Below are 15,025 nucleotides of genomic sequence, written 5' to 3'. Positions count from 1 at the left end.
AACTAAATGGAAATTGTTGATATAATGTTATACGGCTCATACTTATTGGTAATTGTTGCTGCTTTAGGAGCAATAGTTTTACCACTAATTAATGCGCTGGATAATCCAAAGAGTCTTTTAAAGTCTGCTTTGGGTATAGTGATAATCGGTGTAATTTACTTAGTCAGCTGGAGTGTTTCTGGCGATGAAGTAACTGCTAGATATATAAAATTTGATATTACAAGTACTTCTTCAAGAGTAATAGGTGGCGTATTAATCACTACTTACTTATTGATGGGCATTGCGGTGATATCTATTATTTATTCTGAAATCAGAAAAATTGTAAAATAATGGCTAGAAGTAAAGGAAGAGCAACATCAGAAGTGAATGCCGGTTCAATGGCCGATATAGCATTCTTATTGTTAATATTCTTTCTTGTAACTACTACCATTGCATCTGATAAAGGTTTGACTTTAACTTTGCCTCCTGAGAAGGACGATGCTGAAGAAATTGATGTTAAAATTAAGGAGAGAAATCTTTTTAAGGTTGCTATCAATTCAGCAGATAGACTTTTGGTAGAAGGTGAGCGTTTGGATGATTACACTCAGATAAAAGAGATGTTAATTGAACATGTCTTGAATCCAAACGAAAATCCGGAATTGGCGGAAAGTCCACAAGATGCAATTGTTTCCTTTAAGACAGATAGAGGAACAAGTTATGAGATATATATCAATGTATTAGATCAGTTGCAAGGAGCCTACTATCAAATTTATGCGGATAGAGCAGGTATTACAGCTGAAGAATACAGAGCGTTAAATTTGAAAGACCCTAAGGAACAAGCTCTTTACGATAAGGGTAAAGGTCAGGGAGATGATGAGATTCCAATGGCGATTTCTATTGCGGAACCAACTAACATAGGAGGATAAATTATGTCAAAGTTTAAGAAAAAAACGAGTGCAAGTCAGGATATTCCTACCGCTGCATTACCGGATATTATTTTTATGCTCCTCTTCTTTTTCATGGTGACTACGGTATTGAGAGAAACTGAAATCAAGGTGGAACAAAAAATACCTAAAGCTGAACAATTGAAGAAGATCGAAAGAAAGTCTTTGGTTAGTTATTTATACATCGGGAAGCCCAAACAAACTGAAAAGTTTGGTGGAGAAGCTAAAATACAAGCTAACGATGTGTTTATAGAGCCAAGGGATGTACTTCTTTGGGTAGCAAAAGAGAAAGATAAATTATCTGAAGCTGAAAGAGATAAAATTACTATTGCATTAAAAGTAGATAGTGAAGCAAAGATGGGTATTTTATCGGATGTTCAGCAGCAGTTGAGAAAAGCAAATGCACGTAAGTTGATGTACAATACTTTAAAATTGACCAACAGAGATAAAGAAAACTCTTTGTTGTAATATTGACCATTTTATTCAAAACCTCATTTCTTTAAACGGAATGAGGTTTTTTTATGCCTTCTGTTGGGTAATTAAAATTATGCATCTTGAAATTGAATAATTCAAAGACAATTAATGCATGGTGTATGTATGACTGGGCTAATTCAGTTTATGCCATTGTTATTAAGTCGTCTATTTTTCCTGTCTTTTACAATACTGCCACTCAAAACGCATTTGACGGTGATGTGGTCGATTTCTTCGGTTTTCAATTTGTAAATACAGCTTTGTATTCCTTTGCTATTTCATTTAGTTTTCTAGTCGTAGCCATCTTATCACCTTTACTTTCAGGTATTGCAGACTATTCTTCTACTAAGAAGTCTTATATGAAATTCTTCACGTATTTGGGTTCCTTATCTTGTATAGGTCTTTTCTTTTTTACCGGGGAAAATGTGGAATGGGCTATAATTTGCTCGGTTCTTGCAAGCATCGGGTACACTGGAAGTATAGTATTCTACAATTCCTTTTTACCTATTATTGCTACTCCAGACAAGCACGATATGGTTAGTGCTAGGGGTTTTTCTTTGGGCTATGTAGGTAGTATCCTGCTGCTGATTGCTAATTTGATTTGTATATCTAACCCTCAGTGGTTTGGTTTAGATAGTACGGCTTTGATTGCTCGGTTTTCCTTTTTAACTGTGGGTTTGTGGTGGATGGGTTTTGCCCAAATAACGTTTAATACTTTGAAAGAGCCCAAAGTAGTGATAGATTATTCTAAATCAATTATTGCTAGTGGTTATAGGGAAATTATTAAAGTCTTTAATGAGCTTAAGTCTCAACCTATTTTGAAGTATTATCTCACTTCATTTTTCTTTTATAGCATGGGAGTACAAACGGTCATGTATATGGCTGCCTCTTTCGGAAGCAAAGAACTTAATCTTCCTGGAAATAAATTAATCTTGACTATCATTATCATTAACGCATTGGCAATTATTGGTTCCTATGCTTTTGCATATTTATCTAAAATTCGTAGTAATAAGTCTTCACTACTAATCATGTTAGCTATTTGGGTGGGCATCTGTATATATGCCTATTATGTTTACACAGATTATCAGTTTTATATCTTGGCATTTGTGGTGGGTTTGGTCATGGGTGGAATTCAATCTCTTTCTAGAAGTACATATGCCAAAATAATGCCTCAGGAGACAAGGGATCAAGCTTCTTATTTTAGCTTTTATGATGTTACAGAAAAACTCGCGGTTGTGATTGGTACTTTCTCCTATGGATTTATCGAACAGTGGACGGGAAGTATGCGAAACAGTACTATTGCGCTAGGCCTGTTTTTTGCTGTTGGCATTGGCTTTTTACTAATGGTCCGTATTCCTTCATCGCTAAATTCTAAGAATCTCTAATTAATACTATCAGCATTTTGCATTTTCTCCTCCATCATTTTTTCCTTTCTTCTCATCTCTTCCTGCGTAGCTTCTAATTCTTCCATATTTTGTCTTAACTCTTCTTCCTGAGCCCTCATTTCTTCTGCTTGCTGTTGCATTTGCTCCAACAAGATTCTTGTCTTTTCATTATTTTGAGTGGTGGCAATAGCAGAGGCAACATATTCACCGGCTTTTTCCAGAAATTTAACCTCGTGTTCTTCGAATTTCCTAAAAGAGGCTAGCTCTATTAGAGATTGTACATTATCGTTGTACATCATAGGGACGATTGCCAAGCAAGTGGGAGTAGAGTCACCCAAGCCGGATTTAATGATAGTATAGTCTTGCGGAATTTCTGTTAGTAATAAAGTTTCCCTTTCCCGATATGTTTGGCCAACTAATCCTTGTCCTATTTCAAGTTTCTTCTTTATAAATTTTTGTCTGTCAAAAGCATAGGCTGCAGATAGTTCCAAATGTTTTTGCTTTGTATCTTCTTCATCTTGAACTAAAATAAACAGACTACCTTGTTGAGCTCCCAAATATTGTGTCAAATATTTTGTAGCTTCAAAAGTCAATTGTTTCGTATCTTGTTCACTATTTCTTATGATTTCGGTCAATTTAGAGAGCCCCTCCGTTGACCAAATTCTTTTTTTATTGTCTATATCAGCCAATTGCATTTGCTTTTTCATTTCAATTAATTGACCTGCTAGATTTTTCTGGTTTAAATCTTTGTTTTCTTCTGTCATTCCTGTCCACTCCACATCAAATTCTCCAGAGGCCACTTTTCTTACGTAGTTAGCTGCTTTTTTAAGGTTTTCTATTGAGCCGTTTAAAATTTTAGCGGCACCTCTAAATTGATTGTCACCATCATTAAATAAATACTTTTTGTTGTTTTCTCTGAGGTTAATTAATAAGCCTGTTCTATTTTTTTCATCTCTTCTAAGCTTAATTGTAATGAATATTAATGTCGGTAAACCAATTAAAAGCAGCAAAAGTTGTACAATTGTATTTTGAAAAATTGCTGTTTCATAACGAGCTTGAGCCTTAGCAACCAATTCATCCTCAAATTCATACAACCTTGATGTAAACGCATCATTAATAGGCCAAAAAGTCCTTCCGTAATCATCTTTCAATATTGCTTTGTACGCTTCTAAGTCATCGTTTTTTAAATGCTGAACCATCTCTTCATACATGTCCGCATACTTTTTAAAACCAGCTTTTAATTTTGGATAATTGACGGGATCGGAATATCCTTGTATAGCAAATAGGCTGTCTAAGGCTTTAAAGTTTTCTCGATTCTCTTTTCTAGCATTAGCTACACTCCAAAATAGAAATCCCTCTTCTCGAATTAGAGCATATCCTCTGGCGCTAATGTCCATCTGTCGTATATTCAGTAATGTGTTTTCAGATACTCTAACCACCATGTCAGCTTGTTCTTGAGTTTCTAAGGCATCACTCATTACTTTTTTATTATAAAAGGAAAGACTTACACTTAATAAAATAAGGGCTGAAACCGTATATATGGCTATGGATATCAAGTGCTTATTCAAAAATCGCCTCATAATTCTTAAAAAATTTATAGGATTAACTACATTAAATTATAATATAATATTGGTAAAACAAAGTGCTGTTTCATTTTAAAGCCAATTGATTGTCGGGCTTTATTACACCGATTTTAATAAAATATACCTTTTTAATTTTATTTCCATTAATACTACTTAACCACCAGTAAAATAATAGATTCAATAAATTTTATTTAATTATATAAAAAGTACTATTTTCATTGCTTAATCTAAAACTACAAACAATGATGAAAAAAATACTTTTAGTGTGTTTGAGCTTTTGGTTCTTTTCAGCAAATGCGCAAGAAACTTATACGGTCAATGGCGTTAAGGATGAAAGACCAGGCTTACATGCCTTTATTAATGCAACAGTACACCTTGATTATCAAACCGTAATAGAAAATGCAAGTTTGGTAATTCAAAAAGGTGAAGTAATTGGGGTTGGAAAAGATGTATCTATTCCCAATGGGGCTATAATACATGACTTGAAGGGGAAGCATATTTACCCATCTTTTATTGAGCTTTCGAGTAATATAGGGATGCCAAAAGCGGAAAACGGAAGAAGTCCAGGACCCCAGTTAGGACCTAAAAAGGAGGGAGCCTATAATGCGAACGATGCCATTAAATCCTATTTCAATGCTCATGAGGCCTTCGAGTATAAAGATACTGATGCTGAAAAGATGCGTAAGGCCGGTTTTGGTGTTGTTTTAACTCACAATCAGGATGGCTTGGTTAGAGGAACAGGATCTGTTATAGCCTTACATGATGGCCCTGAAAACGAAATAATCTTGAAAGAAGCTGCTTCTAATCATTTTTCTTTTGATAAAGGAAGTTCAACCCAAGACAATCCCTCATCACTGATGGGTGCTATAGCCTTGATTAAGCAAACGTATTTGGATGCTAAGTGGTATGCAAACCAAACCGAAATGCTTGATATTTCATTGAATGCCTTTAATCAAAACAATAGGTACCCTCAGTTCTTTGATGCTGGTGGCGATAAGTTGTATGTCCTCAGAGCGGATAGATTAGGTGATGAGTTTGGTGTCCAATATATAATTAAAGGGAATGGGGACGAATACCAAAGATTGGGTGAAATTAAATCCACCAATGCTCAATTAATACTGCCCGTGAATTATCCTGAAGCCTATGATGTAGAAGATCCATTTGACGCGATGAATGTTAGCTTGGAAGACATGAAACATTGGGAAATGGCGCCTTATAACTTGAAAATGCTGTCGGATAAAGGTATTAATTATTCCATTACTTCTGATGGTCTAAAAGATGCGTCTAAACTATCTTCTATGATTTCTCAATCAATAGAAGCTGGTTTAGCTGAAGAGCAAGCCTTAAAGGCTTTAACATTTAACCCTGCTCAATTTGTGAAAATGGGTGATAAGTTAGGAAGTTTATCAAAAGGTAAATATGCCAACTTTATTATTACTGATGGTAGTCCTGTAAAAAAGGAAACAAAAATATATGAAAATTGGGTTAAAGGAAATCCTTATAAATATCAAGATTATAGCCTACCTGAATTAGCCGGTAAGTACACTTTAACTGTTGGAAATGATGAGTACCAACTAGAAGTAAAAGGAGATCCTGGAAAAGAGAAATTTGGAATTGTGGTGAATGACTCAACTACTTACGATGTGAAATCTGAGATTTCAAAGCAGTTGATCACTCTGTCTTTTAAAGACGAGGGTAAAGATGAAGTAGGTAAAATCAGATTGACTGGATGGTTAAATGATGATGGATTAAGCGGAAATGCTAAAATGCCTGATGGAAGTTGGGTACAATGGACTGCTACTTTAAATGATGAGGTTTCTATTGAGGATTCCAAGGATGAGAAAATGGATGAGGAAAAAGAAATGGAGAAGGACGAACTAGGTCCTTTGGTTTATCCTTTCGTGGCACACGGTAATGCCGACAAACCTAAATCAGAGACTATTTTGATTAAAAATGCAACTGTTTGGACCAATGAAGCTGATGGTGTCCTAGAAAATACTGATGTTTTATTGGAAAATGGCAAAATTGCTAAAATTGGTAAAGGTTTAACTACTTCTGGAGCAAGAGAGATTGATGGAACAGGTAAACATTTAACACCAGGAATTATAGATGAACATTCACATATTGCTATTAGTAGAGGAGTCAATGAAGGTTCTGAAGCAGTTACAGCAGAAGTAAACATTGAGGATGTGGTTGATTCGGAAGATATCAATATTTACCGTCAACTTTCAGGAGGTGTTGTAGCTTCTCAACTGTTACATGGTTCAGCTAATCCGATCGGTGGGCGTTCTGCCATCATAAAGTTAAAGTGGGGGTATAGTCCAGAGGAGATGAAAATTTCTTGGGCCGATAAATTCATCAAGTTTGCATTAGGAGAAAATGTTAAGCAATCGAATTGGGGTGATCGAAATACTGTTCGATTCCCACAAACGAGAATGGGTGTAGAGCAAGTTTTTGAAGATGCCTTCACAAGAGCTAGAGCGTATGAAGCGGAGTGGAAAGCTTACAACAGTTTGTCAAAACGCGATAAAAATAATGCCACACCGCCACGAAAAGATTTAGAATTAGAGACGCTTGTAGAAATCTTGAATAGTGAAAGATTCATTTCTTGCCATTCTTATGTGCAATCCGAAATTAACATGCTAATGAATGTAGCTGAGCGATATGGATTTAGAATAAACACCTTTACACATATTTTGGAAGGCTACAAACTAGCAGATAAAATGAAAGAGCATGGCGTAGGAGGTTCTACCTTTTCCGATTGGTGGGCTTATAAATTTGAGGTAAATGACGCTATTCCATATAATGCAGCACTGATGCATGGTGAGGGCGTGGTTACTGCCATTAATTCCGATGATGCTGAAATGGGACGAAGATTAAATCAAGAAGCTGGTAAAACCATGAAATATGGTGGTGTACCGGTTGAGGAAGCTTTGAAAATGGTTACTTTAAATCCTGCTAAATTATTGCATTTAGATGATAGAATGGGAAGCATAAAAGTTGGTAAAGATGCAGATGTGGTGCTTTGGAGCGATGAACCTTTATCTATTTATGCAAAAGCTGAAAAAACGATTATAGAAGGGGCTGTATTTTTCGATCGCGATGCTCAGGAAGTAAAATTAAATGCAATTCAAGCAGAAAGAGCAAGGTTGGTAGCTAAAATGCAGGGTGAAAAATCAAATGGAAAATCTACTCAAAAAGCTAAGAAAAAGTCACAGATTATTTACCATTGTGAGACCGAAATTCAAAATTATACATCTTTAAAATAAGCTGAAATGAAGATATTGAAATATATAAAAGTATTTGTACTGAGTGTAGTAAGCTTCGCGGCTATTGCTCAAGTACCTGCACCAGGAGAACATCAAACTGAGCCGATCGCTATTATGAATGCATATGCGCACATTGGTAACGGAGAAGTAATAGAAAATTCAGTCATCACATTCGAAAATGGAGTAATCACTAATGTAGCAGATGCTACTACGGTACGATTGGATTTATCTGGTTATCAGGTCATAAATGCAGAAGGTATGCATGTTTATCCAGGCTTGATCGCTAGTAATACTATTATAGGATTGGAGGAAATTGCGGCCGTTAGAGCTACTAGAGATCAAGATGAAACAGGAGATTTTAATCCTAATGTTAGAGCATTGATTGCATACAATACAGACTCTGAGATCATACCAACCACGCGATTTAATGGTGTTCTTTATGCGCAAACTACTCCACGTGGTGGGAGAATTTCTGGTAGTAGCTCAGTTATGGATTTGGATGCTTGGAACTGGGAAGATGCAGTTCTTCGTAACGATGAAGGTATACACTTAAATTGGCCCTCGAAATTAAGATATCCGAGATGGTGGTTAGGTGAAACGGAATGGAAAGAGAATGAAGACTATAATCAGGACTATGAGGAAGTGAAGTCCTTTTTTAAAGATGCAAAATCTTATAATGAAATGGATGCTCCAGAAACCAAAAACTTAAAGTTGGAAGCTATGAAAGGCTTGTTTGATGGTTCCAAAAGCCTTTATATTCATACTGATCGAGCTAAAGAAATTATTCAATCTATTCAGTTTGCCATGGAAATGGGGGTGAAGAAAATAGTTTTGGTAGGTGGAGATGAGTCTTTTTATGTTAAAGAATTCTTAAAAGAAAATGAGATTCCAGTAATTTTGGAAGAAACGCTTAGATTACCAAGCAGAACTGTTGACCCAGTGGATATGCCTTACCAATTACCAAATTTATTGCACAAGGCTGGCATAAAAGTAGCTATTGGACAATGGGGTGAAGTCATGCAAGTTAGAAATTTGCCATTTAGTGTAGGAACTGCAGCTGCATACGGCTTAGGAAAAGAAGAAGCTTTGAAAATGGTGACTTTGAATCCGGCAGAAATCATGGGGGTCGATGATCAGATAGGCAGTTTGGAAGATGGTAAAATTGCTTCTATTGTAGTTTCTAAGGGAGATATTTTAGATATGGATGGCAATCAACCTGAATTCGTCTTTGTTGAGGGCAGAAGAGTTACTTTGGAAGCTCATCAACAACGATTATACCAAAAATTTAAAGATAAATACGGTCAGGAATAGAGATGGACGTAATATAAGAATAGAGAAAAACCGGTTTGTGCCGGTTTTTTTATTTATAACCCGCTGAAAATGAATTCTTTTAGTTTAATTCAGGAGTCGATTGAATGTTGTTAATTAATGCCTGCACTGCATTTCGATCTGAACTGGAAATTTTTTCTTTTAACTCACCATTTTCATATGTAGCAAAAAAAGGTAGGCTGTACACTCCAGCAGATAATCTTGACTTTGGATTGTCGGGAGCATTCACCTCAAGAAATTTGATACCATCATTTGCATCTTCGGCCATTTTCCTGAACTGAGGTGCAAATGCTTTGCATACCCCACACCAGTCTGCATAAAACTTAATGACCACCTTGTCATGCTTTTTTAACATCTCCTCTAAATTAATATCAGTTACTTTTTCTATCATAGCTTAAAAATTTATTTTACAAACCTTAAATACCATCAAACGGTAATCTTTGTTTCGTTGAAATTTGAATTTAAAATAGGAGGGATGTGATAAATGATCCAAGTTGATCATTTTATAATGTGAAAATTCTAAGATAGGTTTTAGTGTGTTTTTCTTATCGAAAGCTTTGCACTGTTTATGTCTTAAAAATTGGGTTATTTAAAATATAAATACCAAAAGTATTAATAGAAAATAAATTTTCATGGGTATGTTTTTAGGGAAAAGGAATATTTTCATTTTAAAGATTCTCAGCCAGGACTGTTAAATCATTTACTTGAATATCTTCTGTATCCATTAATGGATAATAAATTTGTCCCTTTCTTTCAATAAAAGCAGTATGTATTCCAACTGCTTCTACGCCTGCAATATTCCATGGGTGAGAAGTTATCCTCAGAGTACCTTCAACTTTAAAATTCATTTCATTTAAAACATGATGATAAGTATTAGCTTGTAGCTTAAAAGTAAAAAGATCATTAAAATATTTCTTTAATCCAGAGCAGGTCATCTGATCCTATAAGAATTGATTAGATCCTTTTGTTTTGCGGATGCAAAGTCCAGTTTCAAGTGTAAGATTAGCAGGTAGCTGGATCAGTGATATAAGTTTAGAAGTTATCTATTCATTCTTAAAGGGAACTCCCATTTTTTGGGACAGTCATTTTTAAGTAGCTTATGCGATTTCACAAAACCTATGTTAACTATTACCAATTGGTTCTACCATTGAAATAACTAAAAAAGTTGATAACCACATACTAAAAGGAACTTCGTTTTGAAAAATATAATGAATAGCAGACTGGATTATATCTCACTTCAATATAGTTTCGTTTACATCAAGAATTGCAGCTTATTTACCTTGATTTACTTCATGATTTAAAATATCAATCACCTTATTCAGTTCAGGCAAAATTTTAGACTTCATGTATTGAGTTACCTGCTGATTATAAAAACTAGGTCTATCGAATTGGTCAATCAGCAATGCCAGATTTTCGAAACATGCTGCTAAGGCTGTACCTTTTAATTTATGCAAAACAGTCCGAAGAGCTAGTATATTTTCAATTTCTATGGTTTCATTAATTTGCCTTTCAAATGTTTGTAAATTTTGTACTGCTAAATTAATGAAACTCACATAATGCTCCTCATTGTGATTTAACCTTTTGAGTAAGTCATTTTTATTGAATTTTTGAATATTATTTTCACCATCAATTTTCCTAATTTCATTTATTTTACCCTCAAATTTCAATTTTTTCAACGCATTAATTAAATCCTCTTGAATCAAAGGCTTTTCAAGAAAATCATCAATCCCAGCTTTTAAAGCATTTTCTTTTTCTTCCTTCAATACCCCTGCCGAAAGGGCAATGATAGGGGTCCTTTCTCCAGACTTTTCGTAAGCACGTATAATTTCTGTTGCTTCTATTCCGCTCATAACTGGCATTTGAATATCCATTAAGATTAAATCGGGTTTATCTTTTTTATATCGATCTACAGCAATTTCCCCATTTTCGGCATGAATTAATTCACTTTGTGGCAATACGTTCTCTAATATGCGAGTTATCAGGAACTTATTTACTTCATTATCTTCCGCAACAAGGATCTTCTTGAGCTGCATACTTTCTTCTAGAATATTTTTTTCTATACTCTTAGGTTCAGGGCTTTCTGGCCCTTCTATACCTTTTTCAATGTTTTGGATAGCTTCTATTAATTCGCTATTAACAACCGGCTTGGGTACTTTGTAGATGTTGTCATCATCAATATATTGTGAAATAAAAATCTTGCTATCTATATGTTTATGAAGAATGATTATTGGAGTAGTATCTATCATTTTCTTTTCTTTAAGCATTGTTAGGAGCTCAATACCATCGATATTATCCATTTCCTCATCAATGATTAGAAGATCTAAGTTCTGTTTTTGTACAATTGTTTTATGCGCTTCAATTGCTGATGATTTGACCAAGACATCCAAACCAAACATTTGGAGAAAGTCTCTTAAAGATTTACTAAGAAATAAGTTATCATCGACCAACAGAACTTTTTGAATATTTTTGAATTCTACTTTATCGGTCCACCTTTTTTTACTAACATCTTTTTCAGTTAATCTAATGTCAAAAAAGAAATTACTTCCCTGCTTGGGTTCACTTTTCAATTTCAGCTTACTGCCCATCATTTTTAATAATTTATTGGAAATAGTAAGCCCCAAGCCAGATCCTCCAAATTTTCTCGTAGTGGATACATCTGCTTGTTCAAATGCACTAAAGATGTTCTTTTGCTGTTCTTTATTGATGCCAATACCTGTATCAATTACTTCAAAACGCAAATGATTGGATTTGTTCTTCATACCAACTCTTAATAAAATTGTACCTTTTTCAGTAAACTTAATAGCATTCCCCAACAAATTAATTAGGATTTGTCTTAGTCTAAGTTCATCGGCTTGAAAAAAGTGTGGCACTTCAGTTTGGTAATCAATGACTAATTCGATATTCTTCTGCGAGCTTTGATAAGTGATAAAGGCGGCAGCGGACTCAACTAATTTCAACCCGTTGATTTCTTCATACTGCAAGCTCAATTTGCCGGCCTCAATTTTTGAAAAATCCAAAATATCATTAATGATTCCCAATAGAGAATGAGCTGAATTATAAATATGCTTGGTGTAATCAGCCTGTAATTTGTTGAGGTTGGTGTTTCTTAATAAATCTGAAAAACCAATGACGCCATTCAATGGAGTTCTAATCTCATGACTCATATTAGCCAAGAAGGTAGATTTTGCTTTATTAGCAGATTCAGCCAGTTTTTTAGCCTCAAGCAATTGCTTTTCTGACTTAACTCGGTCTGTGATATCATTAAAAGTGACCAAAGCCCAATAAGTATCTACCTCATCGACTATTTTGATGTTAGCAGCAATCCAAATTGTTTTTTTTGTTCGAATATTAAATAATTGAACCCTAATATCATTAAAAGACTTTTTTTCTTTCAAAGCGATCCCTACCGGATGCCCTTCCGACTTTAATTCATTTCCATTTTCATCTAATAATTTAATAATAGTTTTGCTGAGGCTGTTCCCCACCACATCAGATTTCTGAAGGTCTAAGATTTGAGCTGCGCTATCATTCATCGACCTAATAATTCCGTCTTTATCGTAGAAAAGCAATGCTTCTGTCATCGAACTGATGATATTTTGCAACTGCTTTTCATTTTCTTGGATTTTTATTTCGGTACTTTTTCGAAAAGTAATATCGGAAAGTGTACCGAACCAATACCAATTTCCTTCCAAATCTTGATTGGGCTGTGATGTTGCTTTGACCCATTTGGTTTTACCCTTTGCAATAATTCTGAATTCTAAATTAAAATATTGATAATTTTCGAGTGCATCGTTGTTTGCTTTTAAGAAGTATTCCAAATCATCAGGATGGACAATTTCCGTTGCAAACTCATCAGTGTCAATTTCTCTATTACCAATGCCAATAATGTTTTTGAAAGGAGGACTCATGTAATTTAATTCTCCTTTTCTATTTAATTTATAAACCCCGATGGGAATATTTTCTACCAGTTCATTGTACTGTTTAGTTTTTTCATTGAGCTGAAATTCATTATGCTTTTGTTCCTCAATGTTTTGTACGGTTCCGTAAAGTCTATGAAGTGTATTTTGTTGTATTTCCGGAATGCCTATGATTTTGACCCAAAACTTCCTGCCTTTACCTGACAGTAATTGCGTTTCAATTTCAAACTTTTCTCTAAGCTCAAAACTTGCTTCAATTTTAGATTTTAAATAGGGGATTTTACTTTTATCGTAAAGAAAATTGAAAATTTCTTCGTAATTAGGTTGGTAATTTTCTCCAACTTCACAAATACTTCTGGTATTCTGCGTCCAATCGATTTTACCAGTCTTTAGATTCCAACTCCAACCACCGGTTTTGGTAATTTCATTTGTTTGTTGCAAGAGAGCTTTAGTTCTGTCTAACTCTATTTGAGCCATTTTTCTTTCTGAAATGTCGATAATGATTCCAGAATGCTCAGAGGGTACTAAATTGTCAGATAAGTTCTCTACTTGACCGTTATTTAAAACCCAAACCCAATGACCAAGTTTGTGTCTTAAGCGAACCTCAAATTCATATTTGATAACGGCTTGACCTTGACGGGCTATCAAGTAATTCCGCATCTCAGCTAGGTCATCAGGATGAACGGATTGTATCCATTCCTCTAATCTTAAAGTTGTAAGTTCATCTTTAGTATAACCTAAGATATTGGCATAGTACTCATTGTAGAAGTATAGCCCTTTTTTCTTATCCCAGTCATAAGTGCCGAGGTTGCTGCTAGAAATGATTATATCTAATCTCTTCTTTTCTATTGATAAGGCTTGTTCAGTTTCTTTAAGTTGAGTAACATCTTGAATTGTGCCTCTGAAAATAATTCCCTTCCCCTTTTTTATTTGTGAGGCAATCTGATGGACATATTTAACATTTCCTTTTTTAGTAATTACTCGATGGATCAGATTAAAATAACCAGTTTTAAATGCATGTATATCTTCTTTAGTTACTTTTTCTTCATCATCAGGATGCACAAACTTTTTATAAGAGCTAAGGGTTGGTTTGTAAGAGTCGGGCGTACATTCAAAGATATCATATACAACCGGAGACCACTGTATCATCCCAGAATCTACATTGATTTCCCAACTGCCAATTTTTGCTAATTGCTGTGCTTCTAATAATCTTTGGTTACTATCTTTTAATTCACTAGCAATAGATTGATTTTGATTTTCCATTTCCCCCATTCTGTCCTTAAATTCATACTTTATTTTTAATTAGTCAATTGTTTCAGGCATTAATTTTCATTGACTGCAAGTGTATATAAAAACTGTTTCTTAAATATCTTCAGATTTACTTCAGAATTGAACAGTACTTTTGAAATTTCCAGAAAATATGTTTTTATATTGGGTTTAAATAGCATTTAATTGCTACCATTTAACTTATGAAGGTTTTAATTGTTGAAGATCAACTAGAATTGGCTAAAAATATCCAAGAATACCTTAAAAATGAAGGTTTTCAAACTAGTGTTGCGCCAGATTTTTTTACAGCTACTGATAAATTGGCCGCTTATGAATACGATATTGTCATTATCGATTTAATGCTACCCGATGGAAATGGTATGGATCTATTATATTCAATAAGAGCAGACCGGAAAAGTATTGGAACATTAATCCTGTCAGCTAAAAACTCCATTGACGATAAAGTAAGAGGCCTTGATGCGGGGGCGGATGATTACTTAGGTAAGCCATTCCATTTATTGGAGTTAGCTTCACGTTTGAAGGCCATCTACCGAACTCGAAAGCAAGAAAGCAGTAACATGATTGAGCTTGGTAAGATATTTATTGACACGGGAAAGAAGGAGGTCAGTGTAGAAGACCAAAAACTTGACTTAACAAAAAAAGAATACGAGATGCTTTTGTTCTTTGCCAATAATTCAAAAAGAGTGCTCACTAAGCAAAACATTGCGGAACATCTTTGGGGTGATTTTATTGACCAAAGCGATTCTTTTGACTTTGTTTATCAGCATATAAAAAATTTAAGAAAAAAAATTCAGAAAGCTACAGGGACAGATATACTGGAAACAGTTTATGGGATGGGTTATAAGCTTAGAACTTTATAAA

Annotated in this window: 11 protein-coding genes; 7 read left to right on the top strand and 4 right to left on the bottom strand. The window is 34.6% G+C overall.

Going from position 1 to position 15,025, the window contains the following annotated elements; translation table 11 throughout:
* Positions 1-6 precede the first annotated feature (6 nt).
* The 4 genes from Q3Y49_RS15295 to Q3Y49_RS15280 all read left to right on the top strand — a co-directional run bounded on the left by Q3Y49_RS15295 (position 7) and on the right by Q3Y49_RS15280 (position 2,779).
* Positions 7-330, top strand: coding sequence for a hypothetical protein (locus Q3Y49_RS15295; protein ID WP_303269350.1), 324 nt, complete (start codon positions 7-9; stop codon positions 328-330).
* Positions 330-905 (top strand): ExbD/TolR family protein, encoded by a 576-nt coding sequence (locus Q3Y49_RS15290; protein WP_303269348.1) that lies wholly within the window; start codon positions 330-332, stop codon positions 903-905. Before Q3Y49_RS15295 ends, Q3Y49_RS15290 begins: the two co-directional genes overlap by 1 nt.
* A gap of 3 nt (positions 906-908) precedes the next feature.
* Positions 909-1,391 carry an ExbD/TolR family protein gene (locus Q3Y49_RS15285; protein ID WP_303269347.1) on the top strand — a complete coding sequence of 161 codons (483 nt, stop codon included), beginning with the start codon at positions 909-911 and terminating at the stop codon, positions 1,389-1,391.
* A gap of 86 nt (positions 1,392-1,477) precedes the next feature.
* On the top strand, positions 1,478-2,779 hold the full coding sequence (locus Q3Y49_RS15280; protein WP_303269346.1) for an MFS transporter: 1,302 nt from the start codon (positions 1,478-1,480) through the stop codon (positions 2,777-2,779).
* Here the strand turns inward: Q3Y49_RS15280 and Q3Y49_RS15275 are convergent.
* The gene (locus Q3Y49_RS15275; protein WP_303269345.1) at positions 2,776-4,359 is read right to left on the bottom strand and encodes a GAF domain-containing protein; all 1,584 of its coding nucleotides are present in this window, start codon (positions 4,357-4,359) and stop codon (positions 2,776-2,778) included. The genes Q3Y49_RS15280 and Q3Y49_RS15275 overlap by 4 nt on opposite strands.
* A gap of 245 nt (positions 4,360-4,604) precedes the next feature.
* Between Q3Y49_RS15275 and Q3Y49_RS15270 the strand changes: the two genes are divergently transcribed.
* Positions 4,605-7,631 carry an amidohydrolase family protein gene (locus Q3Y49_RS15270; RefSeq protein WP_303269343.1) on the top strand — a complete coding sequence of 1,009 codons (3,027 nt, stop codon included), beginning with the start codon at positions 4,605-4,607 and terminating at the stop codon, positions 7,629-7,631.
* Between the two features lie 6 nt (positions 7,632-7,637).
* The gene (locus Q3Y49_RS15265) at positions 7,638-8,942 is read left to right on the top strand and encodes an amidohydrolase family protein (RefSeq protein WP_303269341.1); all 1,305 of its coding nucleotides are present in this window, start codon (positions 7,638-7,640) and stop codon (positions 8,940-8,942) included.
* Between the two features lie 79 nt (positions 8,943-9,021).
* Here Q3Y49_RS15265 and Q3Y49_RS15260 read toward each other — a convergent pair whose 3' ends face one another.
* The 3 genes from Q3Y49_RS15260 to Q3Y49_RS15250 all read right to left on the bottom strand — a co-directional run bounded on the left by Q3Y49_RS15260 (position 9,022) and on the right by Q3Y49_RS15250 (position 14,140).
* Positions 9,022-9,351: a thioredoxin family protein gene (locus tag Q3Y49_RS15260; protein ID WP_303269339.1), complete on the bottom strand. Its 330-nt coding sequence runs from the start codon at positions 9,349-9,351 to the stop codon at positions 9,022-9,024.
* A gap of 277 nt (positions 9,352-9,628) precedes the next feature.
* Entirely contained in the window at positions 9,629-9,895 is a 267-nt protein-coding gene (locus tag Q3Y49_RS15255) for an HAD family hydrolase (RefSeq protein WP_303269337.1), read from the bottom strand.
* Between the two features lie 336 nt (positions 9,896-10,231).
* Positions 10,232-14,140 carry a PAS domain-containing hybrid sensor histidine kinase/response regulator gene (locus tag Q3Y49_RS15250; protein WP_303269326.1) on the bottom strand — a complete coding sequence of 1,303 codons (3,909 nt, stop codon included), beginning with the start codon at positions 14,138-14,140 and terminating at the stop codon, positions 10,232-10,234.
* 206 nt (positions 14,141-14,346) lie between these two features.
* Here Q3Y49_RS15250 and Q3Y49_RS15245 point away from each other — a divergent pair, with 206 nt between their 5' ends.
* The gene (locus Q3Y49_RS15245; protein ID WP_303269325.1) at positions 14,347-15,024 is read left to right on the top strand and encodes a response regulator transcription factor; all 678 of its coding nucleotides are present in this window, start codon (positions 14,347-14,349) and stop codon (positions 15,022-15,024) included.
* Position 15,025: the final 1 nt, after the last annotated feature.

Origin of the sequence: Marivirga harenae, assembly GCF_030534335.1 — a bacterium.
In the GTDB taxonomy this organism is placed as follows: domain Bacteria; phylum Bacteroidota; class Bacteroidia; order Cytophagales; family Cyclobacteriaceae; genus Marivirga; species Marivirga harenae.
The sequence above is the reverse complement of the archived record's forward strand: the minus strand, read 5'-3'. Positions and strand labels throughout refer to the sequence as shown.